This is a genomic window from Natrarchaeobius versutus, from assembly GCF_041205745.1.
GTDB lineage: Archaea > Halobacteriota > Halobacteria > Halobacteriales > Natrialbaceae > Natrarchaeobius > Natrarchaeobius versutus.
Genome location: NZ_JBGFCC010000001.1, coordinates 132,694 through 159,233 on the forward strand (window position 1 = coordinate 132,694; position 26,540 = coordinate 159,233).

Genomic DNA, 26,540 nt, shown 5'->3' on the forward strand with positions numbered 1-26,540 from the left:
TAGGCATGACCTCGAATTTACTCAACCACCAGATTGACGATATCCTCGGGTCGGTTCTCGAGGACGCGAGCGGGGACGTCTACATGATCAACCCGTCCCGTGACGCCATCGAAGAGTTCGTAACCGTCGCCACCGAGTTCGACGGCTCCGCACCCTCGGTTCGCATGCTCGCCGACGAGCGGACGCTAAAAGACGTCATGGACGACTTCATCGTCGCGTCGAACGCCGCTGACCTCATCGCCGACGAAACGCTCTCGCTTCGAACCATCGGAGAAGCACCGGAGAACTCGCTTCTGATCACCGACGACCGCGTCGTCGCCGTCGTCCACGCCGGCGACCGCGTCGGCGGCCTGGTTACCGACGACGACAGCTTCGTCGAGGACACCTACGAGACCTACACAGGACGCTGGGAGGACGCCTCGGCGTTCAACCTCCGGACGCCGCCGATTACGGACGTCCGCGAAACGCTCTCCGAAGAGATCAGCCCCGGCGCCGAAGACGACTTTACGGCAATCCTCAGCTCCCTCGAGACCGCACGCGGCGACGGTGACGGCCTGGACGAGGTCACCATCTCGCTTCTCGTTGCGGCGAAAAACGAGGCCCTGCTATACGACATCAGCAAGTGGGGCGAGGACGTCGGTATCGCGAGCAAGGCTACGTTCTCGCGGACGAAGACCAAACTCGAGGACATGGGCCTGATCGACACCGAGAAGGTCCCGATCGACGTCGGTCGCCCGCGACTGCGCCTGAAGATCGGCGACGACCGCCTCCGCGAGGCCGACAACGGCCAACTCGCGACGGTCGCACAGTCGATTCTCAACTAGAACCGAACAACACTCCCCTTCGTTCTCTCACTGCGTAGCGACGCTTCGCGTCGCATCCTCGCCCGGCCCACGGCTTCGCCGTTCGCTCCCCGCGGCGCATCGCGCCGCGCTCTTTACATCAGTCGTCGGCCCGCTCGCTCCCGATGGTCGCTCGCGATGAGTAACGGGTCGTCAGCCTGCCCTTCCCCGTCGAGTAGACACTGTCCGTCTGCGAGGTCGTCGGCGCTCCGCGCCGACTGCTCGAGGGGCCTTCGGTCTCACTGCTCGGAAGTGCCTGCTCTTCCGGAGGGGGTGCGTCTCTCGCAACGCTCGAGACGCACTCCCGGCCAAACACCATCCGAAGCGACGGTCGATCCGCCCATCCGAAGCGACGATCGATCACCTCCCGTCGCGTGACGCAAACCCCAAGTTTCCGCCCCGAGCAGTGTCGAGTATGTACGAGGCCGTCCACGCCCAGCCAGACGGACAGAGCACGGTCGAGCGGCTCGCGGAGACGGCGGCCGACTACGGCTTCGAGGGCGTGGTCGTGCGCAATCACTCGAGCGCTCGAGCGGCGTACGACGCCGAAGAGATCGCCGAGGAGTACGGGATCGACGTCGTCCGCGGCGTCGAGGTTCGAGCCGAGGATCCCCAGCACGCCAGCGGTGCTGTCGGCAACTATCGAACCGACGAGACGATCGTTGCCCTCGAGGGCGGGACGAACGCGTTGAACCGGTTCGCCGTCGAGAACGACAAAGTCGACGTTCTCGCCGGTCCGATGGACGGAAGCGGCGACGTCAACCACGTCCTCGCGAAGGCGGCCGTCGAGAACGGAGTCAGGTTCGAGTTCGACCTCGGCGGGGTGCTCCGAGCCCACGGCGGGAGACGGGTACGAACGATCCAAGCGTTGCGAAAGCTCGGCGAGATCGTCGACTACTACGACGCGCCGTACGTCGTGAGCGCGGATCCGTCCTCTCACCTCGAGCTTCGCGCGCCGCGGGAACTGGCGGCGCTTGGCGAGACGATCGGCTTCTCTTCGGCGTTCGTCGAGGAGGGGCTCGCAGAGTGGGGGCGACTCGCACGGCGAAATCGTCAGGTCCAGTCCGAGTCGTTCATTGAGCCGGGCGTCGAACGGGGACGGTATGAAGAAGACTCTTGAAGAACACGCCGCCCGGTTCGACGAGATCGCGAGCGAGTACGACGACGATGGCTCCGAGGAGTATCGCGCCTGTGCGAGTCTGGTGATCGAACACGCGGCACCAGACGAGGAGGACGTCGTCCTCGACCTCGGCGCTGGAACCGGCGCTATCGCGCTCGCGCTCGCACCCGACGCCGCACGCGTCGTCGGGCGAGACATCAGCGACGGCATGCTGGCGAAAGCCGAGGAGAAAGCCGCCGACTCCGGCCTCGAGAACGTCGAGTTCGGCTCCGGCCGGTTCCGCGATCCCGACTACGACGGGGCGGTCGATATCGTCACGTCGAACTTCGCGATGCACCACCTCTCGGACGAGGAAAAGCGGGAGGCGATTTCGGTGATCGCCGACCTCGAGCCCCGAACGTTCGTCCTCGGGGACGTGATGTTCTTCGGCGAACCCGATCCCAGCGAGCCCTTTTACTCGCCCGAAGTCGACGATCCGGCGACCGTTGGCGTCCTCGCCGACGCGTTCACTGACGCGGGCTTCTCGCTGACCGCAGTCGAGCGCGTCAACGACCAGGTCGGCGTTCTCGTCGCCGAGCGAACGCAGTCTGGCGGAATCGAGGCGGTCGACGGCGAGACCGGACTCGAGACCAGCGGCGGCGAGTGAGCCGATGAAACACCTCCCGAAACACCTCCAACCGCGGTGGCGATATCTCGCCGTCGTGTTGGAGACGCGGCCGGACGAATCGATCGACAGGCGGTCGTTCCAGCGGGAGTGTTGGTACGCGGGCCAGAACCTGCTCGGCGATCCGGGGAGCGCTCGAGCGGATCTGCGCGTGATTCGATACGAGTTCGCCGACGGGGCCGGGGAAGCCATCGTTCGGGTCAGACGGGGTGAGACCGAACCGGCGCGGGCGGCACTCGCCTGTATCGACGAAGTCGACGGCGCGTCGCTCGGACTCGTCGTCCGCGGTATCAGCGGGACGATTCGTGCCGCCGAAGAGAAATTTCTCACCGAGTAACAGGTCAGCAGGGATCCGACGTAAACTTGGGTCTTGTCGTTCCGGCGACGAGCATCGTGGTAAGAAAACTATTTAGGACGCCGTGGGCAAGTCACGGAAGAGAGAAACGTCGTGTTCGGGAACGAGGACGAGTCGCCGTCAACCGTGATGGATCTGCCGACGTTCGACTCGAGGAGGCGTTCGCGGGTGCGACAGACCTCGATTACGATTCAGATTTAGCGTGATACTATGCAGGGACAAGCCCAACAGCAGGCGTACGACCGAGGCATCACGATCTTCTCGCCGGACGGCCGACTCTACCAGGTCGAGTACGCCCGCGAGGCGGTCAAACGCGGCACGGCAAGTATCGGTGTACGAACGACGAACGGCGTCGTGCTCGCAGTCGACAAACGGGTCCCCTCGCCGCTTCTGGAGGACTCGAGCGTCGAGAAGATCCACAAGGCCGACAACCACATCGGCATCGCGAGCGCGGGCCACGTCGCCGACGCCCGCCAGCTGATCGACTTCGCGCGTCGCCAGACGCAGGTCAATCAGCTTCGCTACGGCGAGCCGATCGGCGTCGAGACGCTCACCAAGGAGGTCACCGACCACATCCAGCAGTACACCCAGGTCGGCGGCGCCCGCCCGTTCGGCGTCGCATTGATCGTCGGCGGGATCGAAAACGGCGAGCCGCGCCTGTTCGAGACCGACCCCTCGGGGACGCCCTACGAGTGGAAGGCACTGGCCGTCGGCGCCGACCGGAGCGAACTCCAGGAGTACTTAGAGGAGAACTACGACGTGGAAGCAGACTTAGACGGCGGCATCGCGCTCGCACTCGACGCGCTCGCGTCGGTCAACGACGGCTCGTTGCTTCCAAGCGAGGTTGGACTCGCGACCGTCGACGCCGAAACGGAGTCGTTCGAACAGTTCGACCAGGACCGGATCGGCGAACACTTAGCGGAGAACGACCTTCTCGACGAGGGCGACGAAGACGACGAGTAATCGGCCTCACCTCTCTCGATCGACTCGCCTCGCCGAACCGCCGTTTTCGACGGTTTTTCGGCGTTCAGACGGTACGTTCGAAACCAGTACCGACCAAACCAACGGTGAGTAGTTGGTTCGCCGATCCAGCGATCCAGCGACCTGTATCAGGAAAAGCTCTTTTACCCGGCCGGGGCTACTCCCGAGTATGATATCGCTTGACGAGGCGGTGACAGCGCGACTCGAGTCACACGGTGCGCGCTTCGAAGTGTTGGTCGACCCCGACGCCGCGCTCGCGATCAAACGCGACGAGTTCGATGGCGATCTCGAGGACGTGATCGCCGCCGAGGACGTCTTCGAGGACGCTTCTCGGGGCGACCGTCCGGCGGAGGACGACCTCGAGAAGGTCTTCGACACCACGGACCCACTCGAGATCATCCCCGAGGTCATCACGGACGGAGAGATCCAGATCACGGCCGACCAGCGCCGCGAGATGCAAGAACAGAAGCGAAAACAGCTGATCGATACGATCACGCGCAACGCGGTCAACCCGCAGATGGACAACGCGCCCCATCCACCGGATCGGATCGACAGCGCCCTCGAAGAGGCCGGGTTCACGGTGGATCCGATGGAGCCAGTCGAACAGCAAGTCGACGACGCACTCGACGATCTGCGCCCCGTTATCCCGATCCGGTTCGAAGAGGTGACGATCGCCGTTCAACTTCCCGCGGAGTACGCCGGGAGCGCCCAGGCGAAGGTTCGTCAGTTCGGCGACTTAGAGCGCGAAGAGTGGCAACCGGATGGTTCGTGGATCGGCGTCTTGACCTTCCCTGCGGGGATGCAAAACGAGTTCTACGACACCGTCAACGAACACACGAGCGGCACCGCCGAGACCGAGATCGTCAAGGACAAAGACGATCTGCGGACCCGGTAGCTCGAGTTCTGATAGACGGATTCCTGTCCCGATGTCCCGGCGGTGAGTCGAACCGGATGAGACGAGTCTCGGTGGAGGAGTGCAGCGAGTCCACCGCTGCACCCGCCGCCCGGGTCCCGATTGTGCCGGAACTGGCTTCCAGTAAACCGTACCAGTCCATTAGGCTGGCTGAGGCTCCATCTCGAGCACGGGATTCAAGACGATCCGACACGTACGGTACCCTATGACTCAGTATCGGAACGCGGAGGTGTTCGACCGCCATCGATAGCGTGTCTGGGCGCGTAACGTCCCGACCTCGGGATCCGCCGTCCGTGCTCGTCGCTCGAGCGACGGGGCTCGTTCGTCGGGGCGGCGAGTGCTATCGCTCGAGCGAACGCTCCCGCCCGGTACACGTCTACGGACAGCCATGAGAGCGATCATCACAAAGCGCGTCGACTCCGGAACGCCCGACACGGACGAGATCCGCGACCTCGCGGCGGCGGCAGGGTACACCGTCGTCGGCGAGGTGACCCAGTCACGACGCGCGGATCCTGCGCTCCAACTGGGCGAAGGAAAGGCCGAAGAACTCGCCACTTTGGTCGCGGAAACCGAGGCAACGACCGTCGTCTTCGACAACCGGCTCGGTCCGTACCAGACGTACAACCTCGGTCAGTTGTTGCCCGAGGGCGTCGAGGTCATCGACCGGTTTACGCTCATCCTCGAGATCTTCGGCCAGCGTGCCCAGACGCGCAAGGCACAGCTCCAGGTCGAACTGGCGGAACTACGGTACGAACTTCCCCGTGCCGAGGCGAAGACGAGCCTCGCGAAACGGGACGAACACCCCGGGTTCATGGGTCTCGGCGAGTACGACGAGAGCCGTGAACGGGACATCAAAGCCCAGATCAGCCGGATCAACGACGAACTCGAGCAGATCGAGCAGACGGAAGAACACCGTCGAGAGCGCCGTCGCGACTCCGGGTTCGATCTGGTCGCGCTCGCGGGCTATACGAACGCGGGCAAGTCGACCCTGCTTCGCCGACTCTCCGAGGGACTGGACGTCTCCGAGAACGAGGATCTCCACCCGGATCTCGACTCGACTGCAGAGTCCGAAGACAAGCTGTTTACGACGCTCGGAACGACGACCAGACGCGCGGCTATCGAACCTCGCGACGTGTTGGTGACCGACACCGTCGGGTTCATCAGCGACCTCCCTCACTGGCTCGTCGAGTCGTTCAAGTCGACGCTCGATTCCGTCTACCGGGCCGATCTGGTGTTGCTCGTCGTCGACGTTAGCGAGGACGTCGACGAAATCCACGAGAAACTCGTCACGAGCCACGATACCCTCTACGAGCGAAACGAGGCGCCGATCGTCACCGTGTTGAACAAGATCGATCAGGTCGAGGAGGCGGAACTCGACGAAAAGCGCGAGGCGTTGTCGGCGCTCGCTCCGAACCCGGTCTCGGTCAGCGCGCGGGAGGGAACCAACGTCGACGCCTTGCTCTCGCGAATCGACGACGAGCTTCCCGACTGGGAAAAAGAGCGACTCGTGTTGCCGATGACGGATAACACGATGAGCCTCGTCTCCTGGATTCACGACAACGCGAGCGTCGAGGACGTGACCTACGGCGACGAGGACGTCCTCGTCGACTTTCAGGCTCGACCGGCAGTGGTCTCACAGGCCCGATCGCGCGCGAGCGAGTTGCACACCCCACCGGCGGAGTCGACGGAGATCTCCTAACGACGAACGGACCGGTACTCCATTCCGTCTCACACGACCGCTTCCCCCACTTATAAATCTCAGAGACGATTCTGAGTTGATATGGAACGTGTTGCAATCATCGGCGCGTCCATGACCCAGTTCGGACAACGCGAGGAGTGGGTCGTGGACCTCCTCTCGGAGGCCGCCCTCGAGTGTCTCGAGGACGCGGCGGTAGACGCGGCGACCGTCGAGCACCTGTACGTCTCGAACATGGCCAGTGGCGAGTTCGAGGGACAGACGGGCGTGATGAACGCACTCGCCCACGACATCGGCGCCGTGCCGGCGTACACCCAGCGAATCGACCAGACGAGTTCCAGCGGCGGTGCCGGCATGTACGCCGCCTGGCAGTCGATCGCAAGCGGCGCGAGCGAGATGACCCTGCTCGTCGGGGGCGAGAAGATGACCCACAGGACGACCGGCGAGGCGACCGACGTCATCGCGTCGCTCACCCATCCCGCCGAGTACAAAACCGGCGTCACGTTGCCGTCGTTCGCCGGCCTGACGGCGCGCCACTATCTCGAGCGATTCGACGCACCCCGAGAGAGTCTCGCGAGGGTCGCGGTGAAAAATCACAAAAACGGCGTCGACAACCCCCACGCCCAGTTTCAAAAGGAGGTCGAGATGGAGACCGTACTGGAATCGCCAATCGTCGCCGATCCGCTCCGGCTGTACGACTTCTGTCCGATCACGGACGGCTCCGCGGCGCTTTTGTTCTGTCCCGAATCCGTCGCGAAGGAGTACGCGGACGAGTACGTCGTCGTCGCCGGGATCGACGGCGCGACCGACACTCACGTCGTCCACGAGCGCGAGGACCCGACCGTGATGGGCGGGGTCGTCGAGAGCGGCGAGGGGGCCTACGAGATGAGCGGCTACGGTCCCGACGATATCGACGTCGCCGAACTCCACGACATGTTCACGATTCTCGAGTTCCTCCAGATGGAGGGGCTGGGCTTCGCCGAACAGGGCGAAGCCTGGAAACTGGTCGAGGACGGCTACACCGAGCGCGATACCGGCGAACTGCCGGTCAACACCTCGGGCGGACTCAAATCCAAGGGCCACCCGCTCGGCGCGAGTGGCGTCGCTCAGGGCGTCGAAATATACGAACAACTCGTCGGTGAGGCCGGCCCGCGTCAGGTCGACGCGGACGTCGGACTCTGTTGTAACGTCGGCGGGTTCGGAAACTGCGTTATCACGACCATCATGGAGGCATCAGAATGACGATGGAAGCCTACCGATACGAGGACGGTTCGATCAGCTACCCCGGCCATCCCCGCGGTCGCGACGGATCGGAACCGGTCGAAACGATCGACCTGAGCGAACACACCGCGGAGGTCATCACCTGGACGACGAGCACCGCCACGCCGCCAGGCGTTCGCCAGCCGAACACGCTCGCAATCGTCGAGTTCGATATCAGCGGGGTATCTGACGACTCCTCGAGCGGCCAGACCCAGTCCGGTGACGGCGAGATCGTTCGAGCGATCGGACAGGCAACGACCGACGACCTCGAGACGGGCGATACTGTCCGTCCGGTCCACGTCGACGAACTCCGCGAGCCGGGTGCCGGTATCCGTGAACCGGCCAGCCAGGAGTGGGACGGTTATCGCTTCGAACCGGTCTAGCGACCGACTCCGGAATCGCCCTCGCCGCTATCGCCGTCACCGTCGTTCTCGTTGCCGTCTCCTTCGTTCTCGTTGCCGTCGTTTTCACCCGCGGTTTCGTGTACATCGTCGTCTTCGTCAGTGTCCTCGCTCGCGGTTCGATCGTCGTCGTTTTCGTCCGGATCGGCTTCGTCCACGGCATCGCCGTTCCCATCACGACCGGCGTCGGCCGCACTCGAGTCGTCCTCGTCGGCACTGTATCGGTCTTTCAGCGTCTCGAGTTCGGCGTCGACGTCGACGGCGGACTCCGGCTCCGGGTCGGGGTCGGGAGCCGGCGTTTCGGAATCCGCTCTCGGATCGCCGTTCACGACGTCGATCTCGACCGGCTCCGATGTCGGCGATCCGTCGGACGTGTCAGCGCCGGCTTCTTCCGTTGCCGCTCTCAGACGGTCGTCTACCTCGTCGCGGAGCGTCCGAGCGTCTGTGAGGAGATCCCTGGCCTGTTCGTCCGCCGGAAGCGTTCCCTCCGATGCCGCTCGCTGGAGTTCCGAAAGCACCGTATCCAGCCTCGATAGCGTCGTTCGCCGAAGCTCGTTCGCTCGATCGTTGGGGACGGAGATCGCTTCGGTGGTTCGGTCTCTAACCTCTCGCTCGGTTCGGACGAGTTCGAGCCCACGCTGGAACGCCTCGAGTGCGCGGACGCTCGACTCGAGGATGGCGAGCAAAGTGGGGATCGCGACCTCGTCGGTAAACGAGAGTAGTTCCCGCGGCGTCGGGGGGCGAAGCGGCGGTCGGCGCCGGGGGGACTCGAGTTCGTCGGAAAGCTCGTCGATCGTCCGCGTCAGTTCACGGATCGCCTCGACGAGTTCGTCATCTCGGTCAGCCATACCATCCCTACGAGGTTCTGTATGAAAAGAGAGACGATCGAGGGACGTTTATCGGCGTAGATTCCTGGTATTAGGAGTGTACTCGCTTTTTAAAAAATTTCCTGGCCACAATATTTATTGTATTCTTTCCCCTGGACTAGGGTGAATGCAACGTGAGCTGGGGGATCCTGGGGGAGACCGTGCAACGTTCGCACAAACGCTCAATACATTGAAACATACGGGGAGTAACCTGCTTCTCGTCGGAAGCGGTGCCGGGGCACACGACGCGGCCTGTCGTCGGTTGCGCGGTGAAAGTGGCCACGACTCACGGTATCGAGTGTTCGTGACCGACGACGTGAATTGCTGTCGTCACGCCCACGACGGAGAAAACGCGACCACCGCGATCGTCGAGTACTCCGGATCGCCCTCGAGCGATCCGGGTGACGACGGGGCCGATGGAGACGGGTCACTCGGCCACCTCGTCGCCGACGTCATCGATTCTATCGACGAGTTCGACGACGACGCTGACGGACTCGAGCCGTCGGAGCTTCGCGTCTGCATCGACTCGCTCGTCCCGTTGCTCCACCGGTACGACACCGAGGACGTGTTTCGGTTCGTTCACGTGACGACCGCTCGAGTCGAGCAGGCGCGTGGAATGGGTCACTACCATCTTCCGGTGTCGCGCGATCACGACGCGGTAACCCTTCTCGAGCCGATGTTCGACGCCGTCGTGGAGCTTCGAACCCGCGAGAACGTCCACGAACAGCAGTGGCACCTCCGGGACCGGACGACGACGACCGATTGGGTCCAGTTGTAAGCGCCACCGGCGGGCAACACTGGTCACGCGCCCGGGGAGATCCGAGCGTTTTTTACGGTCTCTCCCCCCTGAACAGGTGTGCGAATCGAGAACAGTTTCATTCCCGTTCGCGGCGTCGGTGAACTCACCGAGCAACGCCTCTGGGAGAACGGCATTACCCACTGGAACGAGTTCGACGGGAGCGTCGTCGGCGAGACCCTCGCCGACCGGATCGACGCATTCATCGAGGAGGGATGGACACATCTCGACCGCGGTGACGTCTCCGTCTTCGCCGACCAGTTACCCGCCTCGAGTCGGTGGCGACTCTACGAGAACGTCCGCGAGAACGCCTGTTTTCTGGACATCGAAACGACCGGCCTCGACGCGAATCGAAACCGGGTGACGACGGTTAGCGTTCATCGGGGCGGCGAAACGAAGACGTTCGTCAACGGCCAAGACCTCACGTGTGAGCGTCTCGAGACGGAACTCGAACGATCGTCGTTGCTGGTGACGTTCAACGGTCAGCGCTTCGACGTCCCGTTTCTCGAGACGTGTTACGATCTCGACGTCTCCGTTCCCCACGTCGATCTGCTCTACCCCTGTAAGAAACTCGGGCTCGACGGCGGACTCAAGGCGATCGAACGGGAGATCGGTATCGGCCGAGAGATGCCGGACCTTAGCGGACGGGACGCCGTCAGGCTCTGGCACGAGTACGAACGCGGTGACGACGCCGCCCTCGAGACCCTGGTCGAGTACAACCGTGCGGATACGGAGAACATGAAACCGCTGATGGAGACCGTCGCCGATCGGTTACACCGTCAGGTCTTCGAGACTTGCTGTCCCCCGCGGTGACCACGACCGACCGCGACGGTCGCTCGAGAACGCCATTCATACGGTGACTGACGACGTTCAGACAACCATGAACGAATTCGAGTACGAAGTCGATCTCGACGTTCGGCTTCGGGACATCGACTTCATGGGTCACGTGAACAACGCTGTCTACGCCACCTACCTCGAACAGGCTCGCGAGCGCTACTTCGGCGACGTACTCGACGTATCACTTGTCGACGTCGGAACCGTACTCGTCAACCTCGAGATCGATTACGCGCGCCCGATCGAAGCCGACGAATCGGTGACGATCACGCTCGGAATCCGCGAACTCGGCGACACCAGCATTCCGATCGAGTACGAGATCCGTGCCGACGGCGAGTTGGCCGCGACGGCACGCACCGTCCAGGTCGTCGCCGACGGCGAGACGGGCGAATCGAAACCCATTCCCACCGCGTGGCGCTCTCGGATCGAGAGCCGCCGCTAGACGACCGGACAAGCCGTTATGCGTCCTCTAAGTCGTCGTACACCTCGACGTCGCCCTCGCTGGTGACGACGACGCGATACCCACAAAACGGGAACTCGACGCGACCCTGCGTTCGGGTCGTTCCATCGGCACGAGGAGAAAATAGGGAATCCAGCGCTTCGGGATTGACGACGCTGTAGAGTGCATCGTATTCCGGGGGTTCGATCTCCGTTGGATCGACCCCTTCACGTTCGGCGACCGACGCAATTACTTCGAAGCTCAGTGAGTGAACCGAATCTGCCTGCGAACGATCGACTGAGAGTAGCATTGGGCGCACACTTTCTTTCACCGGATATAAATCCTCTGGCCTCAACCCGGGCCTGTAGTATAGTTTCGGATTTCAATGAACAACTGTGTGCTTCAATGGGTTTCTTGGGGAATAAATGTGTCCTGTGGTTAGGATGCTCGTATTGTTTACAACGTTTCAAGGAGAAATATTCGACTGGAAAGGTGGGATTGTAACGGTTCGAAAACGACGGCGCCACCGCGCTGGCATTCACAACGTCGCCCCAACAAAATCCGTAGAAGGCCACAAACTGGGGTTGGAAGCGAGGGCAGGGATTCCAATCACAGTCGGAGCGGAGTCCCTTCCCGGGTTCAAACCCCGCCGCTTTGGCACCGTCGCTTGCGAACGTGGACGCGACGAACGAAGCCAGGGCGGGGATTTGAACCCCGGAAGTCTCGATTACAAGTCGAGTGCATGAACCGCCCATGCTCCCCTGGCGCAGTCGGTCAGTTAGCGGTCCTCCTTTGAATGTGTGTCGTTTTCCGACCGATCGACCAGCGGTCGCTCCATCGTAACCCGCAGGTGGTCGTAGCCGTGGCGCCGATAGAATCGTCTCGCGTCTTCGTTTTCCGCCATTACCTCGAGGAGCACCACCTCGACGCCCCGGGCCGAAAACGCCTCTTCGACCGCCTCGAGCAGTGCCGAGCCGATCCCGCGGCCACGGTGATCGGGGTCGACGTACAGGTTCGACAGCGATCCGCGGGTCGCCTCGAGTTCCAGGGCACCGCGTTCGACCGAAAAGGAGGCGAACCCGACGACGTCGTCGTCGACGCGAGCGACGAGTAGCCCGTCGCTCGCCCGATAGGCGGCGAGCGTCTCGCCCATTGCCGTTCGATTGGCCTCTGTTCGGACGTACGAGCCGTACGAACGCTGGTCTCGAGCGAGACGCACCCACAGCTCCGTGATCGCCTCGAGGTCGTCGGTCGTCGCAGGTTCGACGATCATGCGATCGATCCACTCGCGGACGAGCGAAAAGGCTTCGCATCGGATCCATCGTACGGTCTGTTGTCCGTCAGTTCCGGCGCAACTGCGACCCAGAGCGGTTGCGCTGAGAACGCAGTACAGCAAACCGTCTCAGACGGTTCGACAGTCGGAACAGACGAGCTGTCCGTTCGCGTCCCACAGCGAGTCAGCGAGCGAGCCACAGGCTTCACAGACGCCCTGGGTGGTGTACTCGTCGCCGCCGTTCGGAAGCGCCCGTTCGTCGGTCGTCTCGCCGAGCGTCGGCGCGACCGACTCGTCGGTTCGATGTTCGAGGTCGACCACCGGCTCGGTCGAACGGGACGGCGTTACCGTCCCCTGGAAAGAGCCAGCCGCGGCGATGACGTCCCGTTGCGTGAGGAGCCCGAGTACCTCATCGTCGTCCTCGACGACGACGTTCCGAATGTTTTCCCGGGCCATCCTGGTCGCCGCATCGGCGAGCGAGCGATCCGGCTCGAGCGAGATAACCGGCGTCGTCATCACGTCGCCCACGTTGATCTCGGCGGGAACCGTTTCGTCGGCGACGACGCCGAGTACGTCCCACTCGGTGACGATGCCGACCGGTTCCGAGCCCCGGACGACGAGGACGCTACTCGTTCGCTCCTCACGCATGAGCCGAACCGCGCCGAGGAGGCTGTCCGACTCGCTGACCCCGACGTATTCGGTCGTCAGGACGTCCCTGACCGACAGTTCCGATTCCATGTGTGAACCATACCCACGGGCGGGCTAAAAGCTACTCCCGCTACACTTAAGCGAGTCGGCGCCGAAGTTTGGTGACTCGGCAAGGCCGTCGATCACCGCCCCCTCGGTCGGATTCCCGTCTCGACGTCCCGGCACGACTGCGACCGCGGCGGTCGTGTCGGAACTGTTCGGCAGTCGTCCGTACCAGGTGCGTCTCCGGCGATAGCCCCGAGTCGGCGTTACCAGTCGAATTCGACTCTCGTCCCGTCTGCTCGACAGGTTTCGAGAGCGTGTTTCGCCGCGAAGCCAGCGTCGTGAGCGCTCGAGCCGCGTCCGACGCCGACTTGTAGTTCGACGTCGACGGCTGTTTCGACGTGTTGGATCGCGTCTTCGTAGTCGTTCGCTCCGAGGTCGGGGCAGACGACGATGACGTTGTCGCCGCCGACGAAAAACGAGAGGCTGTCGTGGGCGTAGCGCATGTGGCGCATGAGTTCGGCGTAGCCCTGTTCGATCTGGATGAAGCTATCGAAGGCGTTGAGTTCGTCCGTGTACTGTCCGGTGGCATCGACGACGTCGAAGTGAGCGATTTGGACGTCGTCGTCGGTTCGGTGGGGTTCGTCGATGGCGCGTCCCTCGAGACACTCCCGTCTATCCTCGTCCTGTGCGCTTCCGGCGTTCTGGACGAACGTCGTTGCGTCGGAAAGCGCCTGGACGGGCGAGGTTCCGGTCGCGACGCCGAGGCTGAGCGTGACCGGATACCGGTTGCCGACGGACTCCTGGAGGAGTTCGTGATCGGCCATCGTGAGTCCGTTCGTGACGGCGATCATGTTGTCGAAACGAGTGAAAAACGTGTAGCCGTCGCGGTTGCCGACGAACTGCGAGATATCGGCGTAGAGTCGGGACTGCATCGTCTGAAGATCGGCTTCTCGGCGGGGTTCGGGGGTCACCGTCCACGGCCCGTAGTTGTCGATCTGAACGAGCGTTACCTGCGTATTAGTCACGGTAGCGGAGTCTTCCGAACGGTCCCGTATAAGTGATACGTAATCCAGATTCGTGACGCCTGCCGTTCGCCGACCGAAACGGACACCCGCGCCTCGAAACGCCCGCTCGAATCAGGCGGGTTTCTTCTCCGGGTCCGAGCCCTTCGGGTGATAATCCCAGAAGTTCCCCTCACGCATGGCCGCGCCGACGGCCTTGTGCATGTCCGTAATCGTCTCGAACGCCGCGGGTTCGACGTACTCGAAGATCTCGGACATCGGGACGACCGTCTCGTAGTTGATTCGGATCGGGTCGTCACCGTGTTCCTCGACGAACTCGTCGCGCTCGAGGGAGAAGTCTTCTTCCTCGTCGACTTTCTTGGCGATGATCGCCATGTCGTACTTGCGCATCCCCTCGCTCCCCTCCTCGCCGTCGGGATCGTGTGGCCAGTCGCTCATGCTCGTTGGTGTGCGTGGGGAGTCCAAAAGGGTTACTCCTCGTAGCTGACGAGTTCGACGCCGGTAAATTCGAACCGAACGCCACCGGCCGCACTTTCGGACAGGTCGACCGACCAGCCGTGGGCCTCGGCGATCTCCCGTACGATCGCCAGCCCAAAACCCGTCCCGGAATCGGAGTCGGTCCATCCGGGTTCGAACACTCCTGACCGGTGCTCTCGTGGAATCCCAGGACCGTCGTCCGCCAGGTAGAACCCGTCCCGTTGGGCTGTCGCCCCGACCGTGATCGTCGTCCCGGCGCCCGCGTGATCGACTGCGTTCGACAGCAGGTTCTCGAACAGCCGTTGCAGACGTGTTTCGTCGGCCACGATCTCGAGGTCGCCGTCGCCGACGTCGACCGTTACCCCGTCCGAATCGAGCGCCCGTTCGGCGCGCTCGAGTACTGATTCGACAGTTTCGGGCGCGGCGTCGACGACGGTTCTGCCGTGTTTCGCGAGCGCCAGCACCTCCTCGATCAGATCGGCCATCCGTTCTAAGGCGGCGGCCGCGTCCGCGAGCCGCCCAGAGTCGCGCGTTTCCCGTTCCAGTTCGACGCTCGCGGTCGCGATCGACAGCGGATTTCGAAGGTCGTGACTGACGAACTCCGCGAACTGCTCGAGGCGGTCGTTCTGGCGCTCGAGTTCTCGCTGGGCCTCTTTTTGACGAGTAATGTCCCGGGTGACGCCGAGCAATCCGATCGTGTTTCCATTGGGATCGAACAGCGGCACTTTCGACGAGAGGTTCCACCGATCGTGTCCCGGCAGGTACTCCTCCGTATCGAGGATGGGCTGACCCTCGCGGAGAACCGTCCGGTCGTCACCGAGGGCTGATCGGGTGTGCTCGTCGGGTGCAAACGGAATTTCGTCGTCGCGTCTGCCGAGGAAGACGTCGGGGTCGTGAAACGCTTGACTGACCGCCACGTGACGGGAAGATTCGTCTTTGATGTACATGTGGACCGGCAGGCACTCGAAGATTTCGTCGAACAACTCGCTCTTGTGGACCGCGATCGATTCGAATTCGACGTAGTGATCCGACGGGTGGTACGGTGACTCGTCGATATCGACGGCCCGACCCGTGGTGTCTCGAATCGTCTCACACAGCGCGTCGACGTCACGAGTGTCGACGTAATCGTCCGCGCTGGTTGCCGTCGCCAGCGGAATCTCCCGGGAGTCGAGTTTACCGTACAGGACGAGCGACAGCGACGGCCACGACCGACGCAGGCGAGTTATCGCGGTCGACCCATCCTCGTGGCCCAGCCGGTAAGAAACCACGACGCAGTCGACGTCGCCACCCTCGAGTCGCTCGAGAGTCGTCGTCATCGTCGACGTCGGGTCAGCCTCGATACCGTCGCGATCGAGTCGCGTCGCGAGCCTCGAGGCGGCGTCGAAATCGTCGTCGAAACAGACGACTCGGAGCGTAGCGGACGAGCGCATGCGGACTCTATCGCTGGCGAAATCACTTGTAGCTGTCCGCCGACTAACCCCTTTCCTCGAGCGGTGGGTATCGAGCGATCGACCCCCGTTCTCGCATCCGCGACCGCTGATCCGGTAACACCCATCTCAGGAGTCTCGAGGAGGTCATACCATCCTCGACAGCACTCATACTCGACGGCACCACCACTCATACTCGACGGCACCACCACTCAGCAGCGATTGTTCTCCCGGACGAAAAGACTACGTTGTGAACGATCGAGTCGGGCGGTGTGTATCCCTGCGGACGAGTCGATCGGTGGTTCGGGTTGCTCCTCGTCGCTCTCGGCGCGTATCTGCCCTGGATTCGGAGTCATCCGACGGTCGATACGGCCCTTCTCATGTATCCTGCCGGACTCGGTTCCGGCTTAGAAATCTGGGGATCGATCACGCTCGCGCTGTCGGTTATCGCCGCCGTTGGAATCGTGACCGGGATCGGGGGGGTCGATACGTCCCTGTTTCGGGCGCTCGTCGGAGCGACGGCGGTGGTCCTGGGCGGTCACGTTCTCGTCCACTCACCCGGTGTTACGGGACCGTTCGTCGCGGGCACCGGTGCGATCCTGACGGTACTCGGCGGTCTCGTACTTCTGGTCAGCGAACGAAAACCGCTCGGAGAACTTCCCTCCTGGCTCTCGAGCGAGAGTGGCGATCGGTCCGTTCGCTAGTGACGTCTCCGTCGATCTCGAGACCGGCGCATCTCACCCCGAGACCAGTGTCCGCGCCCGTTGTGCCCGATCGCGGACCTCTCGGCTCGGATCGTTCGCCGCGAGATCCGCGAGTCGCTCGCGTACGCCCCCGACGGCCACGTCGGTTTCGAGTCCGACGCGGCCGAGCGTCGTCGCCGCGGCGGCCCGAACGTCGGAGTCGTCGCTCTCGAGGTGAGTCGCGATCACGTCGACGTGATCGGCGAGGACGTCCGGTCTGGCGACGGCAATCGACTCGAGACACCGGAGCAGGTCCGCGGCCGTCTCCGGCGGCGGATCGTTCGCGAGGAACGCGACGATTTCGTCGACCGACGGAGCGACGTCAACCGGCGACTCCTCGGCCAGTTCGGCCAGACAATACGCGACCGTATCGTGACACTCGAGCGACGGCTGTGCGAGGAGCGCCCGAAGCTTCGGAACCGCTGGAAGGCAGACTCTCGGTCGCTCCTCGACGTTGTCTCGAATCGTTCGGACGGCCTCGCGCTGTGTGGCCGGCGTCCGATCGTCGAGCTGTACCAGAACCGACGGCAGATCGAACGAATTGGAGCCCGGTCGCTGGTCGACGGACTCGCCCCCATCCCTATCCATGCTACCCGCTTTCTGCATGTTTGATAGAAGGCAAAAGCCTTCCGGCAGTTTAATTCGAGACGTCTAGAAAGAAATGAGAGTCAGGCGAGCCACTCGTCCGGTTTCGTGTCGTAATCGACGTCGTCAGCGGCGAGGTGTTCGACCTCGTCCCACGGCACGTCCTCGATCGTGACGTCGTGGCCGTCGTAGCGGATCAGTTTCCCGCGCTCTTCGGCTTCCGGCTCGCGATTTCTGCGTTTGGCGACCTCGATATCGTGTTCGTCGACTTCCTTGACGATCGTCAGGAGGTTCACCGGCCGCCCCCACAGCTCGAAGATTCGTTTGAGCGTCTCGCGAGCCTGACCGAGATCCAGCATGACGCCGTTGTACTGGTGACCCAACAGGAGTTCGTTCGCGTTGTTGTAGTTGCCGTCGTAGACCGCGATCGTCGGCTTGCCGAAGTTGGTAAACTGCAAGAGGAGCTTCTTCTTGACGTCCTCGGCGGCGTCACTCGCCACGTGGAACTGGCCGGTCGCCTGGGAGTGCTCGTAGGTGAAGTAGTCGTTTTCCGTGATGAACTCCTGAGTGAGAAACTCGTCCAAGAACGTCACGTCGTTGTGGCTCTCGCGAACGTCGAACATCCGGTCCCACCCCGCAGTGAACTCGACCTCCGCGAGCGCCTCCTCGACCGACGAGTATCTGGCGTCGTCGAACAGGTAGCGCCCGATCCGCTCGAGTTCGTTCTGGTTGACGCCGGGAAGGAAGCCGCGGTTCTGGCGTTTGACCAGCGAGTAGTGACGGCGTGCAAGGCCTTCGTAGGTGAGTACCTTCCAGGGGTAGCGGTCGACGTCGAACTCGCCCTCGCGGGCGGCGAAGAGCGCTTCGTGGTCGATCCACTCTTCGGGAACCTCCTCGAGCGAGTCGAGCGTCTCTGAGGTGATGACGTCGATGGCGTCGGGCGGCTCGAGGTCGGCGAACACGTCGTCGAAGTCGACGACGTCGGTTAGATTGCGCCAGGAGACGCCCTCGACGCGCAACAACTGTTCGACGACCTCGCGGCGGTTGGTCGCGTTCTCGACGTACTCCCACAGCTCCATCCCGAGGCTGTAGGGGTTGAGCCCGCCCGAGCCGAGGACTTTTGCCATGTGGTCGGCGTAGTCGACGACCTCGTCCTCGTCGGCGAAGCCCTCGTCGGTCATCATCGTCGACTCCCAGTAGGCGGCCCACCCTTCGTTCATCACTTTCGTCATCTTCTGGGCGGCGAAGTAGTACGCCTCCGCGCGCATCATATCGAGGATGTCGCGTTGCCACCCTTCCATCTCGACGGCGCGTTCGGACTCGGCATCGTACTGTTTCCCGTATTCGCGGACGAACGCGAGTACGTCCTTTTGGGGCTCTTCCGGAAACGTCACCTGACCGTCTTCGGCTTCGAGTTTCTCGAGCCACTCCTCGTCGAACACCTCGCCTTTGATCTCCTCGGAGAGGTCGAGTTCGTCGAGTTTCTCCGCGAGATCCTCGTCGAGATCCACTGCCGGACCGTCGAGATCCAGCCGGCGCTCGAACACCCGATGCTGGTCGATGTTGTCCTCGAGCGAGAGGCAGTGATCGATCCACTTCTCGACCTCCGCGCGGTCGATGTCGGGATCGGACATGTACTCGTCGATCGCCCGGGCGTGGCGCTCTAACATCGCGGCGGCGTTGACCTGATCGTCGTCCGAGCGGCCGCTCGTGAACATGCCGAACCACTCGTTGTTCGCGAAGAAATCGGAGTGGGCCTCGACGTGGGTGATGACCGCCTTCTGGTCGGCCGTCGTGTTCGACTCCTGAAGGAACGCGTGGGCCGGGTTGTCGTTGTTGACGATCTCGAAGGCCTTGCCGCCGCCGTACTGGCCCTGTTTCTGCTGGCGGTCGTACTGCATGCCCCACCGCCAGTGGGGGTACCGTGACTGGAACCCACCGTAGGCGATGAGTTCGTTCATCTCGTCGTAGTCGATGATCCAGTAGTTGACCGGGTAGGGTTCGAGACCGAGCTTCTCGGCCAGATTGCGGGCTTCCCATACCGGTTCCTCGAGTTCGGTCGCGATTGCCTGTTTGCGGAACCTGTCCGCGTTCGAATTGGAGTTACTCATGGAAATCACCGGTTTTCGCGAGTTCGAAGCGAACGACGTTTGCTTCGTTACTCATCGTCGTCACCTTCCGTGCTGAGAATGCGGTAGATCGCGTCGGTTACGTCGTCCTCGCCGTTGACGTACGCCACTGCGACGTCGTCGGCGTCGGTGCCGAAGTGGCGCTCTAACTCCTCGGCGTGGGTCGCGTTGATCGCGTTCCCGCTCGGCTGGGTCTCGACGTAGGCGTGGAGGTTGGCGTCGATCTCTTCCATCATCGGAATCACGCGCTCTTCGGTGTCGTTCGAGGAGTTCTCCGAGTCGCCGGCCGCGAAGACGTACCGGTTCCAGTCCGACCACGGGTACTCCTCTAGCAACTCGGCGGCGAGTTCGTACGCGCTCGAGATCTTCGTCCCACCGCCGGAGCGGATGCCGAAGAAGTCCTCGCGTTCGACCCGCCAGGCGTCGGCGTCGTGGGCGATGTAGACGAACTCGGCGTTGTCGTACTTGCCGGTCAGATACCAGTCCAGCGGCGTGAACGTCCGCTCGACGAGTTCGCGTTTCTTCTCGCGCATCGAGCCGGAGACGTCGCGGATGTTGACGACGACGACGTTCTTCTCTTTTTCCTCGACGATCTCGGGGTAGCGGTATCGCTCGTCCTCGCGGCGGAAGGGGACGTGTTTGATCCCCTCGCGGCGGATCTTCTGTTGGACCGACTGGCGCTCGACGTTCGCCTCGACCTCCTCGATCGACGACCACGTGCCCCGTTGCTCGTCGGGAATCTCGGCGTGGGCCTCCTCGATCCAGGCCATCGAAACCGGCAGGCTCTCGCCGCGAGCCCACTCGAAGACCTCGCGGGGCGTGATCCCCTCGACCTTACAGACCTCCCGAAGAAACTCCTCGTCGAAATCCATCGCGAGCTTTCGCTTTAAGCCCTCCTTGAACATCCGCTCGAAATCGAGCGTGCTGTCGGGGCCCGTCCGCGTGAGATCCGTGAACGGTCCTTCTTTCTCCTCGATGACCTTCTTGCCTTTCGGCTCTAACTCGAGGCCGAGTTCCTCGTCGAGTTCCTGAGCGAACTCCTCGGGGTCCATCTCGTAATACTCGTGTTCGCCGCCCTCCTCGCCGGGTTCGCCCTCTTCGCCGTCCTCGCCGTCGCCCGGCTGTGGCTGGGGCTGGCCGACCGGCTGTCCGACGTCGGGCGTTCCGCCGTCGCCCTGCCCGACGCCACCCTTATCGCGCTGGTCGTACTCGAACTCCGGTAGCGAGACGATCTTGACCGGGATTTTGATCTCGCCGGGTCGACTCTGCCCGAGGTCGCCGTACTGGATGAAGTCGGCCAGATCCTCGCGGCGCTGTTCGCCGACTTCGCGAAATCGCTCGAGGTCGTCTCTCAGTCCCATCGGTACACCTCTCCCGTCGGCTCGACGGTCGATCGTCGGTTCAGTCCCATCGGTAGCTCACCTGTCCCATGACGTGTCTGCTGGTCAGTTCGGCCGACGCCTCGGAGTAGCCGAACTCGGAGACCAGCGTTCCGATCGTGTTCTCCTTGACGGACTCCGTCTCCGTCCCACTCGGCGGGTCGTCCCACTGGCGCGGGTCGAAGTCCTCGAAGGTTCGTCTGACGTCCTCCCAGTCGTGGCTTTCGAGGACGGATCTGATCACCGGAATCGCGGTGAGATCGACGTCCTCGACGGCGAAATCATCGTCGCGGTGTTCCCAGGCGTGGCGGTTGAGCGACGTGATTACTTTCTCACGGCGGAAGTTCCGGACGCTCTCTCTTGGAAGGTTGCCCTGATACTCCTCCTCGGAGAACCGGCCGAGATGTTCGATTTCGAACAGCTTCATCTTCAGCGGGTCGGGCTCGACGCGCTCGCCGCGGTCGTTGTACAGCGGCTCGTCGGTCTCCCAGGCGTAGACGTGTTCGACGTACTCGGCGACGGTCTCCTCGTCGACGCGTTTCTCGTGCATAATCGCCTCGATGACGTCGGACTCCTGTTGGTCGAAGATGTAGTTTTTCACGGGAACGACGCGGTTCTCGAACTCCGAGCGCTCGCCGCTCGAGAACACCGGTGCGTCGGCCATGCGTTCGGCCATCCCGTTTAACACGTCGCGGGGCATCACGACGTCCTCGACCGGCAACTCGGCGTGGTGGCGGTCCCGGTCAGTCTGGAGTAACTCCGCGAGCGTGTCGCGCGTGTACGTTACCGGAATACCGTGCTCGCCGTCGTGAGAGCCGTCGGCGAAGTCGAACTCCGCTTTCTCGCGTCGCGTATCGCCTTCCTGTAGGTAGCCCTGGTCGTAGATCAGCGCCTTATCGACCAGATCGAGCCCGTTCGGGAGGTCTTCCTCGTCGAGTCGGGTAACGACAGCGTAGAGCGCGGCCGCCTCGATGGCGTGGGGTGCGAACTCCTCCGTCCGCGTCTCACCGTCGCTGTCTTTGACCGTCACCGTCACCGGCTCGCGGATCCGTTCGGACAGTTCGTCGTAGCCGTCGGCCTCCCAGACGCTCGTCTCGTTCGTCAGCTCTCGGCGGATGAGCTCACACTCCAGACTCAGGTTCGTCAGGTAGCCAAAGCGGTGCTTGTCGAGGCGCCGTTTGAGCGCCTTCAGCGGATCCATGCCGTTTCGGTCGGCGTGCTGGTTGAGCTGGGCCTCGAGGTCGGGGTTGGAGATGATCAGTAGCTGGGTGTCGACGTCCATCCCGATTCCCTTGTCCAGTTTGACCGACTGCTCGTCGGGGACGTTGAGCAGTTTCTGCAGGAGGTCCGCGTGCTGGGCGGCGTCCTCGACGATGGTGAGGACGCCGTTGCCCTGCGAGAGCACGCCGTCGTAGGAAAAGGCCTGCGGGTTCTTGCGCCCACGGGAGTCCAGCTCCTGGAGCATGCCGTGCATCCACGAGCCGACGAGTCGCTCCTTGGGGCGGCCGTCGTCCTCGCTGTGGAGGACGCCGACGCCCTGTCCGAGGTCGACGACGTAATTTTTCACCCGCAGGTGGCTCTCGTCGCTGATCGCCGAGAACAGTTCGTCCTTACCAGCCCGCCGGTAGCGCTCCTCTAAGAAGTCGTACGCTTCCCGGGAGAACGGATCGAGCTGGGCGTCGACTCGGACGGGGACGTGGTCCTCGAGTTCCGCGTTCAGATCCGTCAGAATTTGCTCTCGGACGTCGTCAGGGAAAACCGACAGTGGATGACACTGGACGGGGCTCTCGTACCAGTGTTGGTCGTCCGAGGCGGTTGGGTCACCGCCGTAGCTCAGGCTTCGGTCCTCGGCGTCGGCCGTCGTGACGTTCCACTCGACCGTGTACCGACGGCCCGCCGGCGTCTTCGAGTACTCCCGGAGGCCGTTGACCAGACAGCGTTTCAGTTCGGACTTGCCGGTCGCCGTCGGCCCCTCGAACCAGACGATCTTCTCGTCTTTCGCTCGCCCGGCGGCGATCGATCTGAGATCGTCGACGAAGCCGTTCAACACCTCGGTGTTACCGAGGATCGCGTGCTCGCCGTCGTTGTGCGGATCGTCGAAGAAGCGATACCGTTCTTTCTCCTCGCCTTCCTCGACGACCGTTCGCGTCCCCGCGGCTTCGATCGCCTCGAGGAGGTACTTCGAGGCGTGGGAGGCGATCGTCGGGTTCTCGAAGATCCGATCGACGTACGCTGCGAGGCTCATCGGTTCCTCGTAGGTCTCCTCTAACGCGCGGTCGGCCTCGGTGACGTAGTCGGTGCCGGTCATATCAGTCTTCCATCTCTGCTTTGGCGACCTCCGCGCCGGCGAACTCGAGCACTTCCTTGGCGCCCTCCTCGGAGTAGCCCTGTTCCATCAGAGCGTCGATCCACGAGGACCGCTCGTCGTCGTCGAACTCGTTGGCCGACACGAGTGCGGAGAAGTTGATGTTGTGTTTCTTGTCCTCCCAGAGTTTGCGTTCCAGCGCGCGGCGCAGGCGCTCGTTGTCCTGGGGGTTGAAGGCCTCGCCCTCGCGGGCCCGCCGGGAGACCCAGTTCGAAACCTCCTGGCGGAAGTCCTCCTTGCGGTCTTCCGGCACGTCGAGTTTCTCCTCGACCGAGCGAAGGAACGTCTCGTCGGGTTCTTGCTCGCGGCCCGTGAGTTCGTCCTCGATCGTGTCGTCGTCGATGTAGGCCATGACGTGGTCCATGTACTTCTCGCCCTGGCGCTGGATCTCGTCTAGGTCGTACGCCAGCGCGTGACGGACGTCCTCGATCGCACGCTCGCGGTACTCCTCGCGGACCGTCTCGAGGTAGCGGTAGTAGGTCTCGAAGTTCTCCTCGGGGACCGAGCCGTGGTGTTCTAAGTTCTCCTCGAAGAAGTTGAACACCGTCAGTGGCGAGAGAAAGCCCCGCGAGCGGTGTTTCGAGTCCATGATCGCCTCGGCGATCTCGTCGCCGATAAAGCGCGGCGAGATGCCGACCATCCCCTCGCCGATCTCGGCTTTCGCGGCGGCCTCCTCGCGAAGCTTCTTGACGTCGATGTCGTCGCCCTCGTCGATCTCGCCGTTGTACGCCTTCGCCTTCGCCAGCAGTCCGACGGTCTCCGTGTCGGGCTCTTCGATCCGCGTGAGGACGCCGAAGAGACCGGCCATCTCGAGGGTGTGGGGCTCGACGTTGATGTCGGGGACGTCGGCGTTGTTCAGCATCTTCTGGTAGATGCTGGCCTCGTCCTCGTAGGAGAGGACGTACGGGAAGTCGATCCGCTTGGTGCGGTCGTTGAACGCTTCCATCTTCTCGTCGCCCTTTTTGTCCTTGTACTCGGGCATGTTCGTCCGTCCGACGATGACCTGGTCGATGTCGATCCGCGGGTTGTTCTTCGGCTTGATCGTCTGCTCCTGGGTTGCGTGCAGGAAGTCATAGAGGAACTCCCGCTGGAGTTTGAGCAGTTCCTCGCCGGAGAAGATGCCCCGGTTGGCGTTACAGAACGCACCGGAGTAATCGAACGCCCGCGGGTCGCTTTCGCCGTAGATGGCGATCTTCGAGTAGTTGACGTCTCCCGTCAACTCGGTTTCGTCCTGGTTCTTCTTATCCTTTGGCTCGAAGGTCTCGAGACCCTGACGTTTGTTCTCGTCGGCGACGAACCGGATGATCTCGACGTGGTTCTCGAGGACCTGCTTTAAGTCATCGTCGTAGTAGGCGAGCAACCGGTCCATGTAGAACTCGCTTTCTGGATCGAGCGCCTGCTCGTTCTGGATGGTGTACGGCGCCTCGAGGCGCTCGTTTAAGTCGTCGATCACCCGCTGGCGTTGCTCGTGTGGGAGGAGCACGAGCGGATCCTGGTTCATCGGCGACCGGACCGTGTCGTCGGCGGGGTCCTGGTCTTTGATGACGTCACAGAGGTTCGTCCAGCGGAACGTGTACATCCGCCCCTCCTCGCGCAGGGTGTAGTCCTCGAAGTACTGGCGGACCTGCTTGTCGAAGTGAGATTTGCCCGATCCGACCGGGCCGAGCAGGAGCTTGATTCGACGCTCGGGACCGAGACGTCGTGCACCCGATTTCACCTTGTTGACGAACTCGTGGATCGACTGGTGGATCACCTTCCCGTAGAAGGTGTTCTCACCGTCGTGTAACGGATCCTCGCTCGCGAGCTGGTACTCGACGACGCCCTCGGTCTCGTCGTAGGTCGTGCCGTAGTAATCGAACATATCCGCGACGCGCTGGTGGGCGTTGCGGGTAATCTTCGGGTCCTCGTACGTCTCCTCGAGGTACCAGTCGAACGATTTCGTCTCCCGCAGGTCTGCGGGCATCGATTCCTTGTAGTCCGTACTCAGCTTCTCGAGCGTCTCGATGTCACCGTTCATGGTATCACTGCCAGTTGTCGCTCCCTCGCCGTTGGGGTGGCCACATCCACACGTCGTCGATCCGACGCTCTCCGTGCGTTCGATTCTGAGACGAACTCTCGCGGAGAGCGCGAACCCTTTCGGGCGGCGTTCTGTCGTTTCATGGGTACTCGCGTGCCACGTGCCGTGCTCGAGACTCCGTGTCGGTCTCGAACGATACGCGCCGGGGACGGGCGCGACGTGGATCGACCCGCCGTGCGGATATCGATAGTATTTAATGAGTGAGTAATCCAGCTACTTAACCTTGGCCCCAAAAGATATTTATTAGAAATATATTCCAGGCAATATATGCAGGCATCTATGTATGTGGGCGGATACCACAGCGCTCGTCGGGGGTGTCCGGTCATAAGTCGATCGCCTGCATTGCCGCGGTTCGGTCGCGCGCGGTGTGCGTCTAACTAGCACGACCTCGGATCTATATTCTCCGTTGGATTGCACGTTGTGAGAACGAGAGGGCCAACCGCTCGGTTCGAGAACCACGACTGCAACGGAGTGGCGGAGTGAGCGACAATCACGACTGCGATCGGGGCGACGACCCGTGAGCTGTACGATCAGTGTGTCGAGCGCCTCAGTCGTTGCTGTAAACACGAAACACCGGCGGCGAATCGGTGGCGACGAGGATTTAGGACCGACCACCGTAGTCGGGAATATGACCGATCTGTCGACCCTGCCATCGGCCTGGGAGATCTGGTCCCAGGGCGAAGACGGACGAGTCGTTCTCGCCTACCGGCCGGACGTCTTCGACGGCGCCGAGTTTCCCGCCGCCTGTCTCCCGACGCTTTACCTGACGCACGGTCGTCGGACGAGACGTCCCGGTCAGAATCCGACCGATACGACCGGCGACGACGACTGGTTCGTCACTCTCTATCTCGAGCCGGACGTCTCGCTCGACGGCGGCGAACGGTTTTCGACGCGAGCCGACGCCCTCGAGTACGTCCTCGATCTCGCGTGCCGGTTCGCCGACGGCGAGGTCGATTACCGAGGTCTGTATCAGGTTCCTCGAGAGCGTTACTTCGATCGATTGGACGAACTGACCGGGTGAGAGACCAGCGACCGCTTCGAAACTGACCGGGTGAAAAATCAGCGACCGCTTCGAGATGCTCGCACGCGGAACTAAAAGAGAGAAATGCGACGCGAACGGCGGATCGTGACCCGAGAGAGAGTAAGGCAAAGCACGGCCCGAGAGAGTAAACGTGAGAGTGAGGCTTAACCGGCGCTGGCGAG

25 protein-coding genes, 1 tRNA gene and 1 pseudogene are annotated in these 26,540 nt (G+C 62.7%); 14 read left to right on the top strand and 13 right to left on the bottom strand.

From position 1 onward, the window contains the following. Window positions 1-5 precede the first annotated feature (5 nt). The 9 genes and pseudogenes from tbsP to AB7C87_RS00620 all read left to right on the top strand — a co-directional run bounded on the left by tbsP (window position 6) and on the right by AB7C87_RS00620 (window position 8,214). Window positions 6-824, top strand: a complete 819-nt coding sequence (gene tbsP / locus AB7C87_RS00580) for a transcriptional regulator TbsP (protein ID WP_369727464.1) — start codon at window positions 6-8, stop codon at window positions 822-824. 433 nt (window positions 825-1,257) lie between these two features. Next, the gene (locus AB7C87_RS00585; RefSeq protein WP_369727465.1) at window positions 1,258-1,962 is read left to right on the top strand and encodes an RNase P subunit p30 family protein; all 705 of its coding nucleotides are present in this window, start codon (window positions 1,258-1,260) and stop codon (window positions 1,960-1,962) included. Beyond that, the gene (locus AB7C87_RS00590; protein ID WP_369727466.1) at window positions 1,946-2,608 is read left to right on the top strand and encodes a class I SAM-dependent methyltransferase; all 663 of its coding nucleotides are present in this window, start codon (window positions 1,946-1,948) and stop codon (window positions 2,606-2,608) included. Before AB7C87_RS00585 ends, AB7C87_RS00590 begins: the two co-directional genes overlap by 17 nt. 4 nt (window positions 2,609-2,612) lie before the next feature. Further along, window positions 2,613-3,187: pseudogene (locus AB7C87_RS00595) on the top strand (Rpp14/Pop5 family protein). A 4-nt stretch (window positions 3,188-3,191) separates the two neighbouring features. Beyond that, a complete protein-coding gene (gene psmA, locus AB7C87_RS00600; protein ID WP_369727467.1) occupies window positions 3,192-3,944 on the top strand; it encodes an archaeal proteasome endopeptidase complex subunit alpha in 753 nt (250 codons plus the stop codon). Window positions 3,945-4,131: 187 nt separating this feature from the next. Further along, a complete protein-coding gene (locus AB7C87_RS00605; RefSeq protein ID WP_369727468.1) occupies window positions 4,132-4,857 on the top strand; it encodes a ribosome assembly factor SBDS in 726 nt (241 codons plus the stop codon). A gap of 406 nt (window positions 4,858-5,263) precedes the next feature. After that, the gene (gene hflX, locus AB7C87_RS00610) at window positions 5,264-6,574 is read left to right on the top strand and encodes a GTPase HflX (RefSeq protein ID WP_369727469.1); all 1,311 of its coding nucleotides are present in this window, start codon (window positions 5,264-5,266) and stop codon (window positions 6,572-6,574) included. Between the two features lie 81 nt (window positions 6,575-6,655). After that, window positions 6,656-7,813 (top strand): thiolase family protein, encoded by a 1,158-nt coding sequence (locus AB7C87_RS00615; protein WP_369727470.1) that lies wholly within the window; start codon window positions 6,656-6,658, stop codon window positions 7,811-7,813. Beyond that, window positions 7,810-8,214 (top strand): PhlB family protein, encoded by a 405-nt coding sequence (locus tag AB7C87_RS00620; protein WP_369727471.1) that lies wholly within the window; start codon window positions 7,810-7,812, stop codon window positions 8,212-8,214. The genes AB7C87_RS00615 and AB7C87_RS00620 overlap by 4 nt, the downstream gene beginning before the upstream one ends. On the opposite strand, the gene AB7C87_RS00625 is transcribed toward AB7C87_RS00620, so the two are convergent. Then, on the bottom strand, window positions 8,211-9,080 hold the full coding sequence (locus AB7C87_RS00625; protein WP_369727472.1) for a DUF7547 family protein: 870 nt from the start codon (window positions 9,078-9,080) through the stop codon (window positions 8,211-8,213). The genes AB7C87_RS00620 and AB7C87_RS00625 overlap by 4 nt on opposite strands. 145 nt (window positions 9,081-9,225) lie before the next feature. Here AB7C87_RS00625 and AB7C87_RS00630 point away from each other — a divergent pair, with 145 nt between their 5' ends. From AB7C87_RS00630 to AB7C87_RS00640, 3 genes are all read left to right on the top strand, one after another. Continuing rightward, on the top strand, window positions 9,226-9,876 hold the full coding sequence (locus tag AB7C87_RS00630) for a DUF7504 family protein (RefSeq protein ID WP_369727473.1): 651 nt from the start codon (window positions 9,226-9,228) through the stop codon (window positions 9,874-9,876). 78 nt (window positions 9,877-9,954) lie between these two features. Then, complete coding sequence (locus AB7C87_RS00635; RefSeq protein ID WP_369727474.1) at window positions 9,955-10,707, top strand: ribonuclease H-like domain-containing protein; 753 nt, start codon at window positions 9,955-9,957, stop codon at window positions 10,705-10,707. A gap of 67 nt (window positions 10,708-10,774) precedes the next feature. Next, the gene (locus AB7C87_RS00640) at window positions 10,775-11,170 is read left to right on the top strand and encodes an acyl-CoA thioesterase (protein ID WP_369727475.1); all 396 of its coding nucleotides are present in this window, start codon (window positions 10,775-10,777) and stop codon (window positions 11,168-11,170) included. Between the two features lie 16 nt (window positions 11,171-11,186). Here the strand turns inward: AB7C87_RS00640 and ddfA are convergent, their stop codons facing one another. From ddfA to AB7C87_RS00675, 7 genes are all read right to left on the bottom strand, one after another. Next, window positions 11,187-11,477, bottom strand: a complete 291-nt coding sequence (ddfA, locus tag AB7C87_RS00645; protein ID WP_369727476.1) for a DdfA family disk-determining factor — start codon at window positions 11,475-11,477, stop codon at window positions 11,187-11,189. A gap of 382 nt (window positions 11,478-11,859) precedes the next feature. Next, window positions 11,860-11,933, bottom strand: a tRNA-Thr gene (locus AB7C87_RS00650). A 12-nt stretch (window positions 11,934-11,945) separates the two neighbouring features. Next, window positions 11,946-12,440, bottom strand: a complete 495-nt coding sequence (locus AB7C87_RS00655) for a GNAT family N-acetyltransferase (RefSeq protein ID WP_369727477.1) — start codon at window positions 12,438-12,440, stop codon at window positions 11,946-11,948. A gap of 129 nt (window positions 12,441-12,569) precedes the next feature. After that, on the bottom strand, window positions 12,570-13,178 hold the full coding sequence (locus AB7C87_RS00660) for a CBS domain-containing protein (protein WP_369727478.1): 609 nt from the start codon (window positions 13,176-13,178) through the stop codon (window positions 12,570-12,572). Window positions 13,179-13,396: 218 nt separating this feature from the next. Then, window positions 13,397-14,158 carry a GTP cyclohydrolase III gene (locus AB7C87_RS00665; protein WP_369727479.1) on the bottom strand — a complete coding sequence of 254 codons (762 nt, stop codon included), beginning with the start codon at window positions 14,156-14,158 and terminating at the stop codon, window positions 13,397-13,399. Between the two features lie 111 nt (window positions 14,159-14,269). Continuing rightward, window positions 14,270-14,593 carry a DUF5785 family protein gene (locus AB7C87_RS00670; protein ID WP_369727480.1) on the bottom strand — a complete coding sequence of 108 codons (324 nt, stop codon included), beginning with the start codon at window positions 14,591-14,593 and terminating at the stop codon, window positions 14,270-14,272. 32 nt (window positions 14,594-14,625) lie between these two features. Next, window positions 14,626-16,062: an ATP-binding protein gene (locus tag AB7C87_RS00675; protein ID WP_369727481.1), complete on the bottom strand. Its 1,437-nt coding sequence runs from the start codon at window positions 16,060-16,062 to the stop codon at window positions 14,626-14,628. Between the two features lie 269 nt (window positions 16,063-16,331). Between AB7C87_RS00675 and AB7C87_RS00680 the strand changes: the two genes are divergently transcribed. Then, window positions 16,332-16,763 (top strand): hypothetical protein, encoded by a 432-nt coding sequence (locus AB7C87_RS00680; RefSeq protein WP_369727482.1) that lies wholly within the window; start codon window positions 16,332-16,334, stop codon window positions 16,761-16,763. Window positions 16,764-16,796: 33 nt separating this feature from the next. Here the strand turns inward: AB7C87_RS00680 and AB7C87_RS00685 are convergent, their stop codons facing one another. From AB7C87_RS00685 to AB7C87_RS00705, 5 genes are all read right to left on the bottom strand, one after another. Next, entirely contained in the window at window positions 16,797-17,408 is a 612-nt protein-coding gene (locus tag AB7C87_RS00685; protein ID WP_369727483.1) for a HEAT repeat domain-containing protein, read from the bottom strand. A 62-nt stretch (window positions 17,409-17,470) separates the two neighbouring features. Beyond that, window positions 17,471-19,498: a SpoVR family protein gene (locus AB7C87_RS00690; protein ID WP_369727484.1), complete on the bottom strand. Its 2,028-nt coding sequence runs from the start codon at window positions 19,496-19,498 to the stop codon at window positions 17,471-17,473. 47 nt (window positions 19,499-19,545) lie between these two features. After that, window positions 19,546-20,910, bottom strand: a complete 1,365-nt coding sequence (locus AB7C87_RS00695; RefSeq protein ID WP_369728365.1) for a YeaH/YhbH family protein — start codon at window positions 20,908-20,910, stop codon at window positions 19,546-19,548. A 7-nt stretch (window positions 20,911-20,917) separates the two neighbouring features. Further along, window positions 20,918-23,203 carry a PrkA family serine protein kinase gene (locus AB7C87_RS00700; RefSeq protein WP_369727485.1) on the bottom strand — a complete coding sequence of 762 codons (2,286 nt, stop codon included), beginning with the start codon at window positions 23,201-23,203 and terminating at the stop codon, window positions 20,918-20,920. Window position 23,204: 1 nt separating this feature from the next. Next, complete coding sequence (locus tag AB7C87_RS00705) at window positions 23,205-25,277, bottom strand: PrkA family serine protein kinase (RefSeq protein ID WP_369727486.1); 2,073 nt, start codon at window positions 25,275-25,277, stop codon at window positions 23,205-23,207. A 688-nt stretch (window positions 25,278-25,965) separates the two neighbouring features. On the opposite strand from AB7C87_RS00705, the gene AB7C87_RS00710 reads away from it, so the two are divergent. Continuing rightward, a complete protein-coding gene (locus tag AB7C87_RS00710; RefSeq protein ID WP_369727487.1) occupies window positions 25,966-26,358 on the top strand; it encodes a DUF5820 family protein in 393 nt (130 codons plus the stop codon). The last annotated feature ends 182 nt before the right edge of the window (window positions 26,359-26,540 follow it).

Coding starts and splice junctions, on each gene's coding strand:
- tbsP (WP_369727464.1), top strand. CDS start 6: ATGACCTCGAATTTACTCAACCACCAGATTGACGATATCCTCGGGTCG.
- AB7C87_RS00585 (WP_369727465.1), top strand. CDS start 1,258: ATGTACGAGGCCGTCCACGCCCAGCCAGACGGACAGAGCACGGTCGAG.
- AB7C87_RS00590 (WP_369727466.1), top strand. CDS start 1,946: ATGAAGAAGACTCTTGAAGAACACGCCGCCCGGTTCGACGAGATCGCG.
- psmA (WP_369727467.1), top strand. CDS start 3,192: ATGCAGGGACAAGCCCAACAGCAGGCGTACGACCGAGGCATCACGATC.
- AB7C87_RS00605 (WP_369727468.1), top strand. CDS start 4,132: ATGATATCGCTTGACGAGGCGGTGACAGCGCGACTCGAGTCACACGGT.
- hflX (WP_369727469.1), top strand. CDS start 5,264: ATGAGAGCGATCATCACAAAGCGCGTCGACTCCGGAACGCCCGACACG.
- AB7C87_RS00615 (WP_369727470.1), top strand. CDS start 6,656: ATGGAACGTGTTGCAATCATCGGCGCGTCCATGACCCAGTTCGGACAA.
- AB7C87_RS00620 (WP_369727471.1), top strand. CDS start 7,810: ATGACGATGGAAGCCTACCGATACGAGGACGGTTCGATCAGCTACCCC.
- AB7C87_RS00625 (WP_369727472.1), bottom strand. CDS start 9,080: ATGGCTGACCGAGATGACGAACTCGTCGAGGCGATCCGTGAACTGACG.
- AB7C87_RS00630 (WP_369727473.1), top strand. CDS start 9,226: ATGCAACGTGAGCTGGGGGATCCTGGGGGAGACCGTGCAACGTTCGCA.
- AB7C87_RS00640 (WP_369727475.1), top strand. CDS start 10,775: ATGAACGAATTCGAGTACGAAGTCGATCTCGACGTTCGGCTTCGGGAC.
- ddfA (WP_369727476.1), bottom strand. CDS start 11,477: ATGCTACTCTCAGTCGATCGTTCGCAGGCAGATTCGGTTCACTCACTG.
- AB7C87_RS00655 (WP_369727477.1), bottom strand. CDS start 12,440: ATGATCGTCGAACCTGCGACGACCGACGACCTCGAGGCGATCACGGAG.
- AB7C87_RS00660 (WP_369727478.1), bottom strand. CDS start 13,178: ATGGAATCGGAACTGTCGGTCAGGGACGTCCTGACGACCGAATACGTC.
- AB7C87_RS00670 (WP_369727480.1), bottom strand. CDS start 14,593: ATGAGCGACTGGCCACACGATCCCGACGGCGAGGAGGGGAGCGAGGGG.
- AB7C87_RS00675 (WP_369727481.1), bottom strand. CDS start 16,062: ATGCGCTCGTCCGCTACGCTCCGAGTCGTCTGTTTCGACGACGATTTC.
- AB7C87_RS00685 (WP_369727483.1), bottom strand. CDS start 17,408: ATGCAGAAAGCGGGTAGCATGGATAGGGATGGGGGCGAGTCCGTCGAC.
- AB7C87_RS00690 (WP_369727484.1), bottom strand. CDS start 19,498: ATGAGTAACTCCAATTCGAACGCGGACAGGTTCCGCAAACAGGCAATC.
- AB7C87_RS00700 (WP_369727485.1), bottom strand. CDS start 23,203: ATGACCGGCACCGACTACGTCACCGAGGCCGACCGCGCGTTAGAGGAG.
- AB7C87_RS00705 (WP_369727486.1), bottom strand. CDS start 25,277: ATGAACGGTGACATCGAGACGCTCGAGAAGCTGAGTACGGACTACAAG.
- AB7C87_RS00710 (WP_369727487.1), top strand. CDS start 25,966: ATGACCGATCTGTCGACCCTGCCATCGGCCTGGGAGATCTGGTCCCAG.